The sequence below is a fragment of the Roseofilum sp. Guam genome (genome assembly GCF_017746735.1).
Lineage (GTDB): Bacteria > Cyanobacteriota > Cyanobacteriia > Cyanobacteriales > Desertifilaceae > Roseofilum > Roseofilum reptotaenium.
This window is the reverse complement of sequence record NZ_JAGHZN010000009.1, coordinates 80,950-96,407: the sequence shown is the minus strand read 5'-3', so window position 1 is coordinate 96,407 and position 15,458 is coordinate 80,950. Positions and strand designations below refer to the sequence as shown.

Genomic DNA, 15,458 nt, shown 5'->3' with positions numbered 1-15,458 from the left:
AAGCGCTCGCGTTGGAGCTTTGTTGGAGAGTTGTGGTCATGCTTTTATGATGGCTATTTATTTTTCTAGGTTCTGTGGCGGCTAATTTCCGTCCACATCTCTAATATAAACAACTTTGTGTAGTTTTGTAAAGCTCTTTTAATTTAACGATCCTGATTGATGATATTAACTGAGCTTATCAATTTAATATCGAATCCTCGGATCGACATAAGCATTGAGAATATCGATCGCAATACTAGCCATTACAACAATAGAAGCGAAGAATACGACAACCCCTTGAACGGTGGTGTAATCGCGATCGCTAATTGCCTCATACAATCGATTTCCCAAACCCGGCCAAGAAAACGTTACTTCGGTCAACACAGCTCCCCCCAACAGCGCCGCTAACGTCAACCCCAAAATCGTAATCACCGGAATCAAGGCATTTTTCAGGGCATGAGAGAGCAAAATCCTCAACTCCGGAATTCCCCGTGCCTTGGCTGCTTCCACATAATCCGCCTTCAGAGTTTGTTGTAGATTCACCCGCACTATCCGCTCAAAAATCCCACTGAGCAACAACCCTAACGTCAAAGACGGCAGGGCTAAATGATGAATCGACACCCAAAGCTGTCCCAAATTCCCACTTAATATACTATCCATCACATAAAGTCCCGTCGGCCCCTGGGGAGGCGTTTCCCCCAGAGCAAAGCGAGTTCCCAAAGGAAACCATTGCAACTCCACTGCAAAAATTAACTGCAACAGCATCCCCGCCCAAAATGGCGGTACTGAATAAGTAATAATGCTAAACAATCGAGCACCCACATCCAAAGGTGTATTCGGACGTGAAGCTGCCAATGTGCCAATCGTAATCCCGATCGCCAGCGCCACCCCCATACTGCACACGGCCAACTCCATTGTTGCCGGAAAATGCAAGCCAATAATATCCCAAACCGTTTGTCCGCGACTGGTTAAGGATGTCCCCAAATCCAATTGCAACAAACGGCCCAAATAATTTAGGTATTGCAACCCCAAAGGCAAATCTAAGCCTAATTGTTGTCGCAATTGTTCCTTCGCTTCTGCGGACGCTCTGGCCCCATAAATAGCATCCACCGGATCGCCCGGAGTCGCCCTTAATAATAGGAAGACCAAAGTGACAATCAGCCACAACATCAGGGGAGCCAGCAACACACGAGCCAGAATATAATACTGGAGAGCCTTAGAACGGGACATAAAATGGGTAACTTAATACTATAGTTGCTCAATTAGTCCCTATTTTAGGGGCGATCGGGACTGCGATCGCTGAGAATTTCTACATGGACGGGAGTTTCTGGCGATCGCAGCATACCCAACAGGATCAATAGATATGGATGATTACCAATTACAACTCGATTTCCGGCCATCGTTCCACCGCAGATCCATGTGGGTTATACTTAGGTCTGGTATGGAGACAGGACTATTTATCTCGGTCATGGAGGGATTAGGTAAACCTCAAATAGATCGCACCTTCGAGATTCCTAGTGATGATGCAGAGACTATTTACCAAGCTTCCTATGATTTAATTTTACGTTACTCAGGACCCTCAAACCACCGAGGACTTGATGGAATTTTTATAGATGGTAGTTTCTTAAACGAACACCTTTCTCTAAAAACCTTCAACTTCTGGTCTCCTAAGAAGAATGACTATCCACACGAGCTTATCAATGTTGTCTTGAGTCCTTTAAAATTCCAGATTCTCGATGTTATGTTCAATGATTACTATGAGGAATTGTGGAGGTATTTCCACCATTACATAAGGTAAGTACGGATGATTTCTGGAATTGCTACCCATCAACAAAATACATTGGGAGAACAGCGCTTGGCACTGCATGGATTAGCCTGGGAAAACTATCAACAGATTCTCCAGGGCTTACCGGAAAGTCGAGCAGTACGACTAATTTACGATCGCGGAACACTAGAATTTGTTATGCCCCTAGAAGACCATGAATTTGCCGCTGAGTTGATTGGGGTATTTATTCGCGTGTTAGTCGCAGCAATGGGATTGAAGCTCAAATCCATGCGCTCTACAACTTTAGCTCGTCAAGACTTGGATCGGGGTGCAGAACCGGACAATGCCTATTATATTCAAAATCAACCCCAAGTTGCGGGTCGCAGGGTTGATTTACAGCGAGATCCGCCTCCAGATTTAGTGGTTGAAGTCGATATTACTCACACAGATATTGATAAAAATCAACTCTATGGGGCGCTAGGAATCCCTGAGTTTTGGCGCTACAATGGGCAAGAATGGCGGATTTACCAACTGCAAGGAACAGTTTATCAAGAATGTCAGAGATCGCCGACCTTTCCTCTCGTCGAAAAAGAAGACTTCTATCGCTTTTTAGAGCAAGCAGAGCAGGACGAGATTGCGGCTGAAGAAACCTTGCGTCAATTCATTCGGGAAAAAATCGTTTCATGAAAAATTCCGTTTTTCCGATGCCCTATTCCCCATCTTCCATTCCCAAATAGAGCCAGTCTTGGATTTCATGGGTGAGCCAAGCCGCTTCATTGGGACTTAAAGCCCCCGCGATCGCATAAGTATATTCCCCAGTCGGATTTTGGCAATGGAGTTTCACCATCGTGGCAGAATTTTCATGATGAATAAATACCCCCATTAACTGCTCGGACACCCCGGTATGAGTGAGGTAACTGTAACCCAAAACTTTCTTTTCAATCTTAAAACTATTTTTCTCAAACGTCACTTCAATTTCAGTCGCTGAAAATAATAAAATCAGGGTAACAATCGCCAAAAAGCAAACCAGCAAAACGATCGGATTCTGAAGCAAACTGAGAATACTGATAAACAGCGATCGTATAATCATCAAGCAGAGTAGAACGATGGCAGTAGTTCTCAACGTATTGCGCTGAAATCTAGAGGGAACCTCTAACTTTAAGGTAGTGGGCGATCGCCAAATATAAATCAGTGTATTGTCCGGTTTCGGGACATGGCGAAACTTAGTACTCTGGGCTGTTTCGATCGCTACTGGTTGGTTATAGAGCTGATCGAAAGCTTCCTGGGCACTGCTAAACCGCTTCTCTAGGGCTGGATCGGTCATTTTCTCGATCCAAGTGATTAAATAGGGATTAAGTGTCGAGCGATCGCGAAACTGGATGCGATTTTCCCGATGGGGCAGATCCACCGGAGGAACCCCAGTCGCTACATGAATCAACGTTGCCCCCAATGCATACAGATCGGATGCGGCAACCGCACGTCCCCAAAACTGTTCCAACGGTGCATAACCACTCGTTCCCACCACCGTAAACGTTACTCCAGTTACCGCTGCTTGGGATTGTACCGCACCAAAATCGACCAAGTATACTTCCCGATCTTCACTAAGAATAATATTACTGGGCTTAATATCGCGATGTAGCACTGGGGGACTTAGGCGGTGTAAATAGATTAAAATTTTCAGAACCGAAGCTGCAATTTCCTTCACTTCCTCTTCCGAAAAACGCGCCCCATTCTCCAACTGCTCCTGCAACGACACCCCTGGGATATACTCCTGCACCAACCCAAACCAAGGAACCCCTCCCCCCATCTGTTGATCCAAAGAGAAATAATCCCGATATTCAGGAATACAAGGATGATCGAGCGCTTGCAAAACCTGCGCTTCCCGCTCAAACAACTTCAGCTCATCCCATTGCATCTGGGGATTAAACGCCAACAGCTTAAGGGTTACCGGTTCATTCACCCTTAAATCGGTTGCCAGCCAAGTTTGCCGACCTGCTGCCGTCCGCCCCAATTTCCGGTGTAACTGGTACTCTAGAAGTTGGGAGGAAGTTGATTGAACCGATAAAACTTGTTCCGGTTGTAACATTAGGAGGGGGAAGTAGTGAATGAGGGAATGGGGAAATTTTTCATTGAATTTAGACCTAATGTAGATTATAGCGCTACCTGCTGGGCGTTGACAGGGAAAGAAAGAAAGCAGCTTATTGGGATTTGAGTAGCCAGCGATCCTAAAACTTCTAGAATTTCTCACCCTAGATTAATTTTAATCTAGTATTCTAGACAAGATAGTGAGTTAATCAAGGGATATTTATGGGTTTAACCGAACATTTAAATAAGACATCCCAAGCTGTTTTTGCTGACCTCTCTGCAAGCATTAAAGCCAGATTCAAGGAAGCAACTGAAGAATTACAGAACTCTGGGATTATCGAGCAAGCCTGTCAAAACGGAGACTTAGCTCCTGACTTCTCCTTACCGAATACAATGGGGAAAACCATCACCCTTAGTGAGTTACTTAAAGTCGGGCCAGTGATCATTTCCTTCTATCGAGGGAAATGGTGTACGTTTTGCAACTTAGAATTACAAGCTCTCCAGCGCATCTCTCCCAACTTAAAAGATCTAGGAACTACTCTCGTTGCCATTTCACCTCAAACCTTTGATCATTCATCCGGCACAGTTGACCAGAATCAACTCACATTTGATGTTCTCAGCGATCGCGGTAATGCCATCGCTCGGAGCTATGGTTTAGTCTTTCGCTTACCAGAATCTCTCCGAGTCCTCTATCAAAGCTTTGACATCGATCTTCCCGCTTACAATGGTGATGAAACCTTTGAATTACCTATTCCAGCAACCTACATTATTAGTCAAGATGGTAAAGTTGCTCTATCTTTTATCAATGCAGATTACACTCAACGCCTTGACCCTCGGGACATTATGAAAACGTTACGCTCTCTTAAAAATGGGCAATCTTAAAGAAAAAGACAATTGACCCATTACCGATAAACTGTTACCAGTGAGTAGCACTTTAAAGGTAGACTTGAGAGCGGAAAATTTTATTCCAGGGAGTTCCCATGAAAGCAACAGGACATTGCCAGTGTGGTGCAGTTACCTACTCGGCCGAAGGGATAGAAACAGATGTTCATAGTTGTCACTGCAACATCTGTGTACGATGGACAGGTGGCCCTGCATTTGCTGTGAGTGTTGGTCAAGTCACATTTGAAGGAGAGGAAAATATCAGTCGATTTGATTCATCAGAATGGGCCGAGCGAGGATTTTGTCGTCGTTGTGGGACTCATCTTTTCTATCGTTTGAAAGAGGCAGATCAGTATATGCTTTGGATGGGCACGTTTGATGATTCAACCCAATTCAAGCTGGCCGGAGAAATCTTCATTGACCAAAAGCCCCACTTCTATGATTTAGCAGGCGATCATCCACGACTAACCGGTGAAGAATTTATGGCTTCAATAATTAACAATTAAATTGATAAAGTTACAGGGAAATGAAACCCACTTGAATACCTCTTCGATTAAAATAGAGAAAGCAGTCCCCCTGATACCCTAGCGTGCAAATAACTTTTCTTGGAACTAGCTCCGGTGTCCCTACGCGATCGCGTAATGTTTCGGCGATCGCCCTTCGTCTTCCTCAAAAGTCTGAACTCTGGCTCTTTGACTGCGGAGAAGGGACTCAGCACCAATTCCAACGCAGCGATCTCAAAGTTAGCCAACTTCGGCGAATCTTCGTGACTCACATGCATGGCGATCACATCTTTGGCCTGATGGGTTTACTTGCCAGTTGTGGGTTAGCCGGAAGCATGGAACAAATCGATATTTATGGCCCTCCCAAACTGAGCGAATACCTGCAAGGATGTATCCGCTATTCCCAAACCCACTTTTCCTATCCAGTTAAGGTGCATACTGTAGAACCCGGTGTAATTTATGAAGATGCAGAATATCGCGTCATCTGCGGCCCCTTAAAACATAAAGTTCCCGCCTTTGGCTATCGAGTGCAAGAAAAAGACCGTCCAGGACGCTTTGATGTTGCTCGCGCTCAGTCTCTTGGCATTCCGCCCGGCCCCCTCTATGGCAAGCTGAAAAAAGGAGAATGGATTACGCTCCCTGACGGGCGCAAAATTCACGGTGCGAAACTTTGTGGCCCCACTCAAGTGGGCAGAAGTTTTGTGTATTGCACCGATACTATCTTTTGTGAAGGAGCAGTAGACTTAGCCCAAAATGCTAATTTACTAGTACATGAATCTACCTTTGCCCATCAAGATGCCCAACTCGCCTACGATCGCCTCCATTCTACTTCTACTATGGCCGCTCAAGTTGCCCTAGCTGCCAAAGTTAAGCAACTCATGCTCACCCATTTTAGTCCCCGATATGCCCCAGGCAACGCCCTACAACTGGAAGATTTATTAACTGAAGCACGGGCAATTTTTCCCGAAACGGATATGGCCCATGATTTTCTCAGTTATGAAATTGCTCGCCAAATCTCCAATCATTAAAAATCATAAAGAGATTGCAGAAAAATACCCAATATCCCTCACAATAGGAGAATGAAGCAAAAGACTCAAGTATTTATACTTAACCTGTGTTATTACGACCCTGTACCGATAAGATAAAAGGTGTGGATTATGATGCCAACTCTGCAATACTCAATCACCATGATTAAAGATGAAGCCCGTCATTTAGTTGATGTGGGTTCCGTCGAGAGGTTACAGCCGATTTACAGTTTGTGCCGTTATATTCCCAGTCGAGAATGGGAATCTGTAGAATTAGAATTAGAAAACCACGGATATTTACTGCGCGATCGCATTGTTGATTTACTGGGCAGAGAAGACTGGAGAGAAGACTAACTAGATTTGAGGCAAGGGGTAAAAGCAAGAGAGAAAAGGAAAAACAGCTTTTACCCTTTCCTTTCTTAAGCTTTGGTGAATGACAAGCTTTCAACAGAAAGGGTAAAACATCTCCTGCTGTTCCCCTTAACTCCATAAAAAAGAGACTCTTCTGAATTGCATCAGAGAGTCTCTTCGTTCTCAGGAAACAAAAAACTATAAACTGGTACTCCCAGCAGAAGGCTTCGGTTCTTCTGCTGCCGTTTCTTTTGTTTCTTCTTCTTCCTGTGGTTTAGGAGCTGGAGGAGGCGGAGGAGGAGCATCCGGGAAGATTTCCTCATAGATCTTGATATACTGATCTGCTGAAAGATCCCAACTATAATTTTGGCGCATCGCTCGCTGTTGCAGTTTTTTCCAATATTCCTTATATCGGAAGCCTTCCATCGCCTTAATCATAGAGCTAAACAAATCTAGGGGTTCATAGCGATCGAAGCAATACCCAGTTCCTAACTCTTTCGCCGGATCGTGGAAGCTTACCGTATCCACTAAACCGCCGGTACGACGCACAATGGGAATGCAACCATAACGCATCGCTAACATTTGGCTAATGCCACAAGGCTCAAACCGAGACGGCATCAAGAACGCATCACATCCGGCATAAATGCGTCGAGCTAGGGCATCATTATAGAGCAACTGAACCGAAACCCGTCCTCGATAGCGGGAAGCCAAATCCCACATTTGCGTTTCATAATAGCGATCGCCCGTTCCCAACAACACAAACTGGGCATCCGTATACGCCATAAACCGATCCAGAATTTGCAGCGCCAGATCGATCCCCTTCTGCTCAACTAACCGGGTAACCATCCCAATTAAAAACGCCCCTTTATTAACTTCCAATCCAATTTCTTCCTGTAAAGAAACCTTATTTATCGGGCGTTTTTCCAACGTATCTGCATTAAAATTCTGATACAGATATCTGTCCGTTTGTGGATTATAACTCTCTGTATCAATACCATTCAAAATACCGATACTTTTACCGCTCACATAAGAAAGTAAACCCTCTAAATTTTCACCATATTCTGAGGTTTTAATCTGTTCCGAATAAGTTGGCGAAACCGTCGTTACCTTATTAGCAAATTGCACGGCTGCCGCCATAGTATTATGGCCTTCCATATACCAAGGACACCAAGTAATCTGGTCTAAATACCAACGCCAAGGACCTTGGTAGGCCAAATTATGAATCGTAAACACAGTATTAATATCCGGTGTTTCATGCAACCACACCGGCAACATGCCCGCGTGCCAATCATGGCAATGGACAATACTGGGTCGCCAATAATTCCAAGCAAACTCAGCAGCCGCATTCGCAAATAACGTAAACCTCCATCCTTCATCTTCGCCAAAATAGACATTGCGCCCCGAAAAAGAAGGATGGCCAAACAAATAGAGCGGCACATCAGATTTAGGTAAAAAAGCCTGATAAATTTCAAAATCTTGGAACATTGCTGTTCCTTTCCAAACCGGTTCTTCCGGAATATCTATTTTATCCGGTAAAAAACCATAATAGGGCATGAAAACCCGCACATCATGACCCTTTTTTCGTAAGACTTTGGGCAGTGCACCAACGACATCACCCATACCACCCACTTTAGCCAATGGTGCTGCTTCTGCGGCAACAAATAAAATCTTCATGTTTGCGATTAGTTCTGTAACATCTTGTCAAGGGGACGTGAAATAAGAGTAATTCTGAGATAGACTTACCGGATCTAGAGTACCGCAGGCTGTGACCAAAACCAATGGGGTCATAGGTAATAGGTAATGGCAGAGGGGTAATGGGCTGGCAAGCTTAATTTTGGGCGTAAGAGTGTAGGTTGGGTTGAGGAACGACACCCAACACCAATTCAACCTACACTACTCACTGTAGGTTGGCTACAATTCTAACTCCTCCTCTTCAAGCTCAACGTTGAGATCGGGTAAATCACCACCATTAGTCAATCCATTAACGTTCTCCTCACTGACTGGGGTTACAGAGTTAGCAGAAACCACCGCTCCCATATCGAGTTTCTGGCGTACCTGATTTTCCACTCCTTGAGTAAACGGAAGATTCTCCTGCATATACTGAATGGTATTATCTCGTCCTTGGCCAATATTATTACCATCTTTACTGTACCAAGCGCCTTTTTTGGTAATCACTCCAGTCTCTTCGGCAATATCCAAAAGACAGCCCATAGAGGAGATACCTTTACCAAAAATAATATCAAATTCGGCAATCCGGAAGGGAGGAGCAACCTTGTTTTTAGCTACTTTCACTTTCGCCCGAATCCCGTATTCTTCTGAACCTTTTTTCAAAGTTTGGATACGGCGAATATCTAGACGCACAGAGGCATAGAACTTGAGGGCATTACCGCCAGTAGTGGTTTCAGGATTGCCATAAACGACACCAATTTTTTGCCGCAGTTGGTTGAGAAAGATCACGGTACAGCCTGATTTGCCAATATTACCCGTGATTTTACGCATGGCTTGGCTCATCAACCGCGCTTGGGCACCCATGGGCGCATCTCCCATATCGCCTTCAATTTCTGAGCGGGGGACTAAAGCAGCTACAGAGTCTACGACTACAATATCAACCGCAGCCGATCGCACCAACTGATCGACTACCTCTAGAGCCATTTCTCCCGTATCGGGCTGGGAAACGAGTAAGTTTTCAATATCAACACCCAAAACTGAGGCATAGGTGGGATCTAGGGCATGTTCAGCATCCACAAAGGCGGCTACACCTCCCCCTTTCTGGACTTCAGAAATGGCATGGAGTGCTAAGGTGGTTTTCCCAGAACTTTCTGGGCCGTAGATTTCAATCACTCGCCCTTTGGGTAACCCTCCCCCTAGGGCTAAATCTAGGGTGAGTGCCCCTGTAGGAATGGTTTCGACTTTCATGCGCCCCACATCACCCAGGCGCATGATTGCACCTTTACCAAAACTACGCTCAATCTGGGTGAGAACGGCTTTCAGGGCTTTCTGCTTATCGGAATTTTCGCTGGTTTTTGCAGGCATAGGTTTATGTTGACGTAAAGTTCATCATTGATTCCTATTGTAGACAAATCTCACTCCGAAAGCAGACATGATTTTTAATTTTTAATTTTTAACGGGTCACTGAGTGTAGCCGAAGTGTTAATTGATTACGACTGGGATAGGCGCTTGACCTCTTGCCCACCCAGCAATTGGTCGGCTTCTCGGAGGAGATCGGGAATAATATCGGCATGGGGACTGTTGGCTAAACAGGGAGCCAGGTCAACCTTGAGGTTATGGGCTTTATTGCCGGGAAACCAGTGACTGCCATTACCGAGCAGGTTATAGCGCATTTTGGCATACTCGACTAAATCGTAGGCTAGGGCCAGATTCCTGAGCCAGAGAATGGTATGAATATTGATCTGGTTGGGAGTAGCTTCAGGAGTCGGCAGGCCAACATGCCACGTTTTGTACCAATTTTCCCCGAAAGTGGCGATCGCCGCTTCTTGCAAACGACTCAGAATAGGTGTTAAGACTTCATCCGCCCGATCTAAAAGGGATAATACCTTTAGATGCTCGTCAAAATCACTCGGACAGGCTGCGCCTAAACTCAGAGTATGGACTTGGGGATGACTCAGACAAAACAGGTCATTAAACACCATCGGACTTAGAGGAGCGCAAAGATCTACCAGTTTTTGCGGCGGTTTATAGAGTTGTCCTCCTTTATCCGAAGGACTAATGATAAACACTCCCACATCATGCCTTTGAGCCGCTTCAATAGCCGGCCAGTTGCGTTGATTAATGTAGTACCAATGGAGGTTTACATAATCAAATTCACCCGTTTCAATCGCTTGGGTAATGATATCCGTGGGGCCGTGAGTAGAGAAGCCAATAAAGCGAATTCTGCCCTGTTTTTGGTACTCGCGAGCCACATCTAAACAGCCTCCAGGACGAACAGTTTGATGGATAATCTCTTGAGTATTAATTCCGTGAATGCCTAACAGATCGATGGTATCGAGTTGCAGGTTCTGGAGGGAAGTTTCAAGGTTTTGGCGAAAGACTTCGGGGTCGGCTTTGGGAGAAACCTTGGTTTGGATAATGAACCGATCGCGGGGCAATTTCGGTAAAATCTGACCCAATTGTAGCTCTGATGTGCCATATCCCCTAGCCGTTTCGATATGGGTAATTCCCAGGTCTAAGCCACGGCGAATGGTTGCTTCTAGATTTTTCTGATTATCTTCTGGAATCTCCGATAGAGCCTTATCTTGCCACTTGTATTGATAGCGCATTCCTCCACAGGAGAAGATAGGCATCGGGAGATCGGTTCTGCCAAATCGTCGATACTGCATGATTGATGGGGTTGATCGGATTCAGAGGGTCTGGGAAAATGGAGCGATCGCCTTCATCGTGAACCAACACTCCTTTTCTCCAAATTTTACCCACTCCCCAGTCATCCTAACACTGATCGCCAGAAGACATAAACAGTTAAAGCTAACTTACCAGTCTGACCGCAATCAACGATAAGATCATAAGATAAACTTAATGTCTCTTTTGGATGCTTACGGCGCAGGTTGGACACATCTAAGGCAGACTCCAGTAACGTTTACCTATCTTCAATCGATCATGAATATGGATATCTCAGAATTAGATCATTTAGAAAACTCAGTTCAAGACTTATTATCAGCAGCTAAACTTGAACTTGAAGCCACCCGTTTAGAGCAACAACGGGATGAACAGGTTCAATCTGCTGTGGCCGAAATTGAAAAACGACTGAAACCTTTATTAGCAGATGTAGAAAAAACCCTCACTGACTTTGATAATTTCAGTTTAGGTGATAGTGTTACCCGACAAAAGTTAGAAGAAAAAGCTGCTGATTTACGTCAACAACTCGAAGAAGCTCCTATTTTAGCTGCCCAAGTGGCCGATCGCCAACTCATTCTAAATGAAGAACGCTTACTCGATGAACAGTTAGCCGAGCAAACTTATCGCTGGCGGCAAGAATTAAAAGCTGATTTGCTCGATATGATTGCCGAACAAGAAGACTTTTATAGTGCTACCGATGCAGCCGTTGCCATTCGCCCCTATATTCAAGACCTCAAAGCCATTCAAGGACTAGATGAAGTGGTGGAAGCTCTCATCCATCAAATCAATTTATATAGCAAAGAAGGGCCCGTCGCTCGGTTGCGAGGCAGCCATGACCAAACCCTAAATTTTATCTACGATAAAGCCATGGAAAACCGAGCTAGGGTAGAATTACCTCGTAATGTTCAGCCCAAAACTCGCCATCGGGTATCGGAAAAACAACCGAATCCCTACATGCTTTTGGAGGGGAAAGTTGTGGTATTTGGAGGTCATGATAAATTAGCAACAGCCGTCAAGAATCGTCTGCGAGCATCTAAGGTGGACTTAAATTGGTGTACAGCTCAAGATGGCTTACAAATGGCTCAACAAATGGAAAGTCATATCGCCAGTGCTGATTTAGTTTTAATTATTACGGGTTATGCGAGCCATGCTCTAACGGAAAAAGCTATGCAAGCTGCTCAAAATGTCGAGCTTACCCCAGAAATGATTAATACAACAGGGATGACCAAGGTGTTGGAAAGAATTGAGATAGCTTTAAAATCAAGACTTTTAGCTCGTCGATTAAATAATTCTACTAAATCCTAGTTTTTAGGGCATTGTGCGCTGGTAATGGGTGATTATTTCCTATTGCCTAGCGCTTCGTACTATACAAGTTAACCTTCTAAAACTTGCGCTCAACGCTTGACTCTATATTTTGGCCTATTGTAAGCTGATTTTAATGTGAAGGTAATGATAAAAATGGCCTCAGAAGAACAGAAAACAACGGGTGCAGATGCAGTGGATGTGGCGATCGCCCAAGGAATTGATTTAGATGGCAGTCCCATTCCCTCAGCCAAGTTAGAGTTATATCATAACGTTATGGGTTTGGAAGCTAATCGCCAACGCAGTGGAGTCAGTAATACGATGCGATCGCGCATTGTTCGCATTGGAGCCAAGCATTTACCTCAAGATGAACTCAATAAAAAGTTACTCGATGCAGACTTTGCCCCATTAAAGGATAAAGAAATCCGCTTCTATTACGGGGGTTGAATCTTATAGAACCCATTGGGGATATTTTTAACCAGTGGTTAGTCTTTAGGATCTGTCCAACGGGTTGAGTACGGTATTTTGTAGCGATTTAACTCTATCAAAAATATCTCAAAGGGTTTAAACCAATCTAAGGATGGGCTAAACCTTTTAACACGTTGCCTTTCTCCTGTTCGCTTAATCCCTTCCCCTGGATTAATACCTTAAACCCACCTAAACCTAGGGGATCGATTAACTGGTGTAAGGCATCTCGACGGCTGAACAGTTCAGTAATAGAAAGGGAACTTTCTGATAAGGCTGCCAGGCGATCGCCGAGTCCGAGCGCCATTAAAAACAACCCTTGATCTGTAAACCCTAATGGCTCTAGTCCCCAGCGTTTGCCCTCCTGCTCTAGGCTGGTAAAATCAACGTGGGCCGTGATATCTTGATAGCCGATATTAATATAGGGGCAATCGTGGCGATGGTGGCGCGTATAACATTGTAGCGTTCCCATTGTGCGCCCGGGTTGATAATATCGTTGGGCCGTATATCCGTAATCAATCGCGATCGCATAACCGCGATCTAAGTGGCTGGCGATCGCCTCTAGCCAGTCTAGCATCGCTAAATTCACTTCCGTGCGATAGCCCTCTGGATAGGCATCCGAGCATAAATCAATGCCCAAATGCTCAAAATATTGAGCTAATTTTCGAGTAGATAACTCCCCTAAAACTTCCACCACATTGTCTTGATTGTCTAGGGTAACAAACACTTCTTGCAGCTTCTCCCCAGAACGCACGACTAAATGTACCGGAAACGCATCGACTAATTCATTAGAAAAAAAACAGCCCTGAATCGAATCTAAATCTGCCCAGTCGCACCAATGAACTCGCGGTTTTTCCTCTAACCAAGGCGCTAAATTTTGTTTCTGTATCTGCCTTAATCCCGGAGATTTTTCCACAATCCGATAATCGAGACTCTGAAAAAAATCGACATCATAGGTTTCTAACTCCCTTAAGACATCGGCCGCCATGTATCCTGTTCCTGCCCCCATTTCTACCACTGAAAAGGGAGTGGGACAGCCCAAAATCTGCCACATTTGCACCCATTGACGGGCCAAAAGCTGGGCAAAATCTGCTCCTAGACTAGCCGAAGTGAAGTAATCGCCAGATTTGCCAATTTCCGTCTGATAGGCACTGTAATAGCCAAATTCAGGGTGATATAGCACCGATTCCATATATTGGGCAAAGGTGATTTTGCTCTGTGGCGATCGCCTAATTCGATCCTTGAGCCATCGATACAACTGGGGATGATTCTGCTCCTTCATAACGCCCTAATCTTGCTCTGGAGAAGAGGTTCTCACCCGTACAGAATGGGCATGGGAGGGCAACCCTTCTGCATCAGCCAAAGTGATAATGGCGCTGGCCATTTTATTTAAGGCAGTGGGGGAATATTGAATTAAGCTTGAATGTTTCATAAAGGTTTCTACCCCCAAGGCTGAGGCATAGCGAGCCGCTCCTGAAGTCGGTAGAGTATGATTGGGCCCGGCTAAATAATCTCCCACCGCTTCTGGTGTAGAATAGCCGAGGAAAATTGCTCCAGCATGGCGAATTTGAGGCAGCAGATCCCAGGGTTCAGCTACTTCCAGTTCTAAATGTTCAGGGGCAAACAAATTAGAGAGTTCTACGGCTTCGTCTAAAGACTCGACGACCACAATTAACCCATAATGGGCGATCGCCTTTTCCGTCAGAATTTGTCGCGGATGGTTAATGAGCTGTTGCTCCACTTCCGTAGCCACCTGTCTGGCTAACGTGCGGTCAGTCGTGATTAAAATTGCCGCCGCCATCGGGTCATGTTCCGCTTGGGCCAACAAATCTGTGGCCACATGCACCGGGTTCGCCTCACTATCGGCAATCACCAGCACTTCCGAGGGGCCCGCCAACGAATCAATTCCCACGACCCCATAGACCATTTTCTTGGCCAGCGTCACATAAATATTTCCCGGCCCCGTAATTAAATCTACCTTGGGAACTGTTTGTGTACCATAGGCTAAGGCGGCGATCGCCTGAGCGCCTCCGATCCGATAAATCTCATCCACCCCAGCCAACTGAGCAGCGACCAGCACGGCTGGACTAATGCCTTGATTAGACCCAGGTGGCGTACACATGACAATTCGGGGGACACCGGCAACCTTAGCTGGGATTGCATTCATCAACACTGTACTCGGATAAGCGGCCCGTCCTCCCGGAATATAAATTCCCGCTCGGTCAACCGGGGTATAATGCTTACCCAACACCACTTCATGTTCCCCAAAATGCACCCAAGACTTAGGAGCGCGTTGGCGATGAAATGCTTCAATTTGACGACTGGCCAAGTCAATGGCATCCAACAACGGTTTATCCACTTGCTGATAGGCCGCCTCTAATTCCAGGGCACTGACGCGCAACTGACTCACCTCGAGTCGTTGGCCATCAAACTCTTCCGTATAGTCCAAAAGGGCCCCGTCGCCGTTGCGCCTTACGGTTTGCAGCACCTGCTGAACCGTCGCCTCTTTATGAACCATTTCCTCATCAAAGGTGCGATCGCAAATCCGCCGTAATTCTGCTTCTGCTTCAGATCGCTGGCTAATAATTCTCAGCATAGGTTAGATTGATTGCCACGTTAAGTCTCCCCATTGACGCAACCCAGACTCCAGAAGCAACCCAAGGGTTTCACCCCCTTAATCCAGGTCATCGTCATCTTATAGCTTAACGTGGATTTGACGGGTCGGGTAAGATCCAACTGAGCAGAATAAAT

Annotated in this window: 16 protein-coding genes; 8 read left to right on the top strand and 8 right to left on the bottom strand. The window is 45.4% G+C overall.

Translation table 11 applies throughout. The features are described 5' to 3' along the window. Positions 1-183: 183 nt before the first annotated feature. Both J7529_RS04735 and J7529_RS04730 read right to left on the bottom strand, forming a co-directional pair. Positions 184-1,209, bottom strand: coding sequence for an ABC transporter permease (locus tag J7529_RS04735; protein WP_318728036.1), 1,026 nt, complete (start codon positions 1,207-1,209; stop codon positions 184-186). A gap of 44 nt (positions 1,210-1,253) precedes the next feature. After that, entirely contained in the window at positions 1,254-1,379 is a 126-nt protein-coding gene (locus J7529_RS04730) for a hypothetical protein (RefSeq protein WP_271944540.1), read from the bottom strand. Between the two features lie 404 nt (positions 1,380-1,783). Here J7529_RS04730 and J7529_RS04725 point away from each other — a divergent pair, with 404 nt between their 5' ends. Continuing rightward, positions 1,784-2,431 carry a Uma2 family endonuclease gene (locus J7529_RS04725; RefSeq protein WP_318728035.1) on the top strand — a complete coding sequence of 216 codons (648 nt, stop codon included), beginning with the start codon at positions 1,784-1,786 and terminating at the stop codon, positions 2,429-2,431. A 22-nt stretch (positions 2,432-2,453) separates the two neighbouring features. Here J7529_RS04725 and J7529_RS04720 read toward each other — a convergent pair whose 3' ends face one another. After that, positions 2,454-3,830, bottom strand: coding sequence for a serine/threonine protein kinase (locus tag J7529_RS04720; protein WP_318728034.1), 1,377 nt, complete (start codon positions 3,828-3,830; stop codon positions 2,454-2,456). A gap of 221 nt (positions 3,831-4,051) precedes the next feature. Between J7529_RS04720 and J7529_RS04715 the strand changes: the two genes are divergently transcribed. The 4 genes from J7529_RS04715 to J7529_RS04700 all read left to right on the top strand — a co-directional run bounded on the left by J7529_RS04715 (position 4,052) and on the right by J7529_RS04700 (position 6,593). Further along, positions 4,052-4,711 (top strand): peroxiredoxin-like family protein, encoded by a 660-nt coding sequence (locus J7529_RS04715; RefSeq protein WP_318728033.1) that lies wholly within the window; start codon positions 4,052-4,054, stop codon positions 4,709-4,711. 98 nt (positions 4,712-4,809) lie between these two features. Continuing rightward, on the top strand, positions 4,810-5,217 hold the full coding sequence (locus J7529_RS04710; protein ID WP_318728032.1) for a GFA family protein: 408 nt from the start codon (positions 4,810-4,812) through the stop codon (positions 5,215-5,217). Between the two features lie 83 nt (positions 5,218-5,300). Next, on the top strand, positions 5,301-6,242 hold the full coding sequence (locus tag J7529_RS04705; protein WP_318728031.1) for a ribonuclease Z: 942 nt from the start codon (positions 5,301-5,303) through the stop codon (positions 6,240-6,242). Between the two features lie 129 nt (positions 6,243-6,371). Then, complete coding sequence (locus J7529_RS04700) at positions 6,372-6,593, top strand: DUF4327 family protein (RefSeq protein ID WP_271936706.1); 222 nt, start codon at positions 6,372-6,374, stop codon at positions 6,591-6,593. Between the two features lie 195 nt (positions 6,594-6,788). Here the strand turns inward: J7529_RS04700 and glgA are convergent, their stop codons facing one another. The 3 genes from glgA to J7529_RS04685 all read right to left on the bottom strand — a co-directional run bounded on the left by glgA (position 6,789) and on the right by J7529_RS04685 (position 10,927). After that, the gene (gene glgA / locus J7529_RS04695) at positions 6,789-8,264 is read right to left on the bottom strand and encodes a glycogen synthase GlgA (protein WP_271936707.1); all 1,476 of its coding nucleotides are present in this window, start codon (positions 8,262-8,264) and stop codon (positions 6,789-6,791) included. 237 nt (positions 8,265-8,501) lie between these two features. Further along, on the bottom strand, positions 8,502-9,623 hold the full coding sequence (gene recA / locus J7529_RS04690) for a recombinase RecA (RefSeq protein ID WP_318728030.1): 1,122 nt from the start codon (positions 9,621-9,623) through the stop codon (positions 8,502-8,504). A 125-nt stretch (positions 9,624-9,748) separates the two neighbouring features. Beyond that, positions 9,749-10,927: an aldo/keto reductase gene (locus J7529_RS04685; RefSeq protein WP_318728029.1), complete on the bottom strand. Its 1,179-nt coding sequence runs from the start codon at positions 10,925-10,927 to the stop codon at positions 9,749-9,751. Here J7529_RS04685 and J7529_RS04680 point away from each other — a divergent pair. The 3 genes from J7529_RS04680 (at position 10,926) to J7529_RS04670 (ending at position 12,689) form a co-directional block, all read left to right on the top strand. After that, positions 10,926-11,102, top strand: a complete 177-nt coding sequence (locus tag J7529_RS04680) for a hypothetical protein (RefSeq protein ID WP_318728028.1) — start codon at positions 10,926-10,928, stop codon at positions 11,100-11,102. The genes J7529_RS04685 and J7529_RS04680 overlap by 2 nt on opposite strands. 99 nt (positions 11,103-11,201) lie before the next feature. Next, positions 11,202-12,245, top strand: coding sequence for a DUF2325 domain-containing protein (locus tag J7529_RS04675; RefSeq protein ID WP_318728027.1), 1,044 nt, complete (start codon positions 11,202-11,204; stop codon positions 12,243-12,245). Between the two features lie 153 nt (positions 12,246-12,398). Continuing rightward, positions 12,399-12,689: a DUF4090 family protein gene (locus J7529_RS04670; RefSeq protein ID WP_271936714.1), complete on the top strand. Its 291-nt coding sequence runs from the start codon at positions 12,399-12,401 to the stop codon at positions 12,687-12,689. Positions 12,690-12,816: 127 nt separating this feature from the next. On the opposite strand, the gene J7529_RS04665 is transcribed toward J7529_RS04670, so the two are convergent. After that, positions 12,817-13,989, bottom strand: a complete 1,173-nt coding sequence (locus tag J7529_RS04665) for a class I SAM-dependent methyltransferase (protein WP_318728026.1) — start codon at positions 13,987-13,989, stop codon at positions 12,817-12,819. A 6-nt stretch (positions 13,990-13,995) separates the two neighbouring features. Next, the gene (hisD, locus tag J7529_RS04660) at positions 13,996-15,303 is read right to left on the bottom strand and encodes a histidinol dehydrogenase (protein ID WP_318728025.1); all 1,308 of its coding nucleotides are present in this window, start codon (positions 15,301-15,303) and stop codon (positions 13,996-13,998) included. Positions 15,304-15,458: the final 155 nt, after the last annotated feature.

What these genes read in the sequence shown, in the direction of transcription:
- J7529_RS04710 (WP_318728032.1), top strand. Translation starts at nt 4,810, where the DNA reads ATGAAAGCAACAGGACATTGCCAGTGTGGTGCAGTTACCTACTCGGCC.
- J7529_RS04735 (WP_318728036.1), bottom strand. Translation starts at nt 1,209, where the DNA reads ATGTCCCGTTCTAAGGCTCTCCAGTATTATATTCTGGCTCGTGTGTTG.
- J7529_RS04675 (WP_318728027.1), top strand. Translation starts at nt 11,202, where the DNA reads ATGAATATGGATATCTCAGAATTAGATCATTTAGAAAACTCAGTTCAA.
- J7529_RS04665 (WP_318728026.1), bottom strand. Translation starts at nt 13,989, where the DNA reads ATGAAGGAGCAGAATCATCCCCAGTTGTATCGATGGCTCAAGGATCGA.
- J7529_RS04670 (WP_271936714.1), top strand. Translation starts at nt 12,399, where the DNA reads ATGGCCTCAGAAGAACAGAAAACAACGGGTGCAGATGCAGTGGATGTG.
- J7529_RS04725 (WP_318728035.1), top strand. Translation starts at nt 1,784, where the DNA reads ATGATTTCTGGAATTGCTACCCATCAACAAAATACATTGGGAGAACAG.
- J7529_RS04685 (WP_318728029.1), bottom strand. Translation starts at nt 10,927, where the DNA reads ATGCAGTATCGACGATTTGGCAGAACCGATCTCCCGATGCCTATCTTC.
- J7529_RS04730 (WP_271944540.1), bottom strand. Translation starts at nt 1,379, where the DNA reads ATGGCCGGAAATCGAGTTGTAATTGGTAATCATCCATATCTATTGATC.
- J7529_RS04680 (WP_318728028.1), top strand. Translation starts at nt 10,926, where the DNA reads ATGATTGATGGGGTTGATCGGATTCAGAGGGTCTGGGAAAATGGAGCG.
- glgA (WP_271936707.1), bottom strand. Translation starts at nt 8,264, where the DNA reads ATGAAGATTTTATTTGTTGCCGCAGAAGCAGCACCATTGGCTAAAGTG.
- hisD (WP_318728025.1), bottom strand. Translation starts at nt 15,303, where the DNA reads ATGCTGAGAATTATTAGCCAGCGATCTGAAGCAGAAGCAGAATTACGG.
- recA (WP_318728030.1), bottom strand. Translation starts at nt 9,623, where the DNA reads ATGCCTGCAAAAACCAGCGAAAATTCCGATAAGCAGAAAGCCCTGAAA.
- J7529_RS04700 (WP_271936706.1), top strand. Translation starts at nt 6,372, where the DNA reads ATGATGCCAACTCTGCAATACTCAATCACCATGATTAAAGATGAAGCC.
- J7529_RS04715 (WP_318728033.1), top strand. Translation starts at nt 4,052, where the DNA reads ATGGGTTTAACCGAACATTTAAATAAGACATCCCAAGCTGTTTTTGCT.
- J7529_RS04720 (WP_318728034.1), bottom strand. Translation starts at nt 3,830, where the DNA reads ATGTTACAACCGGAACAAGTTTTATCGGTTCAATCAACTTCCTCCCAA.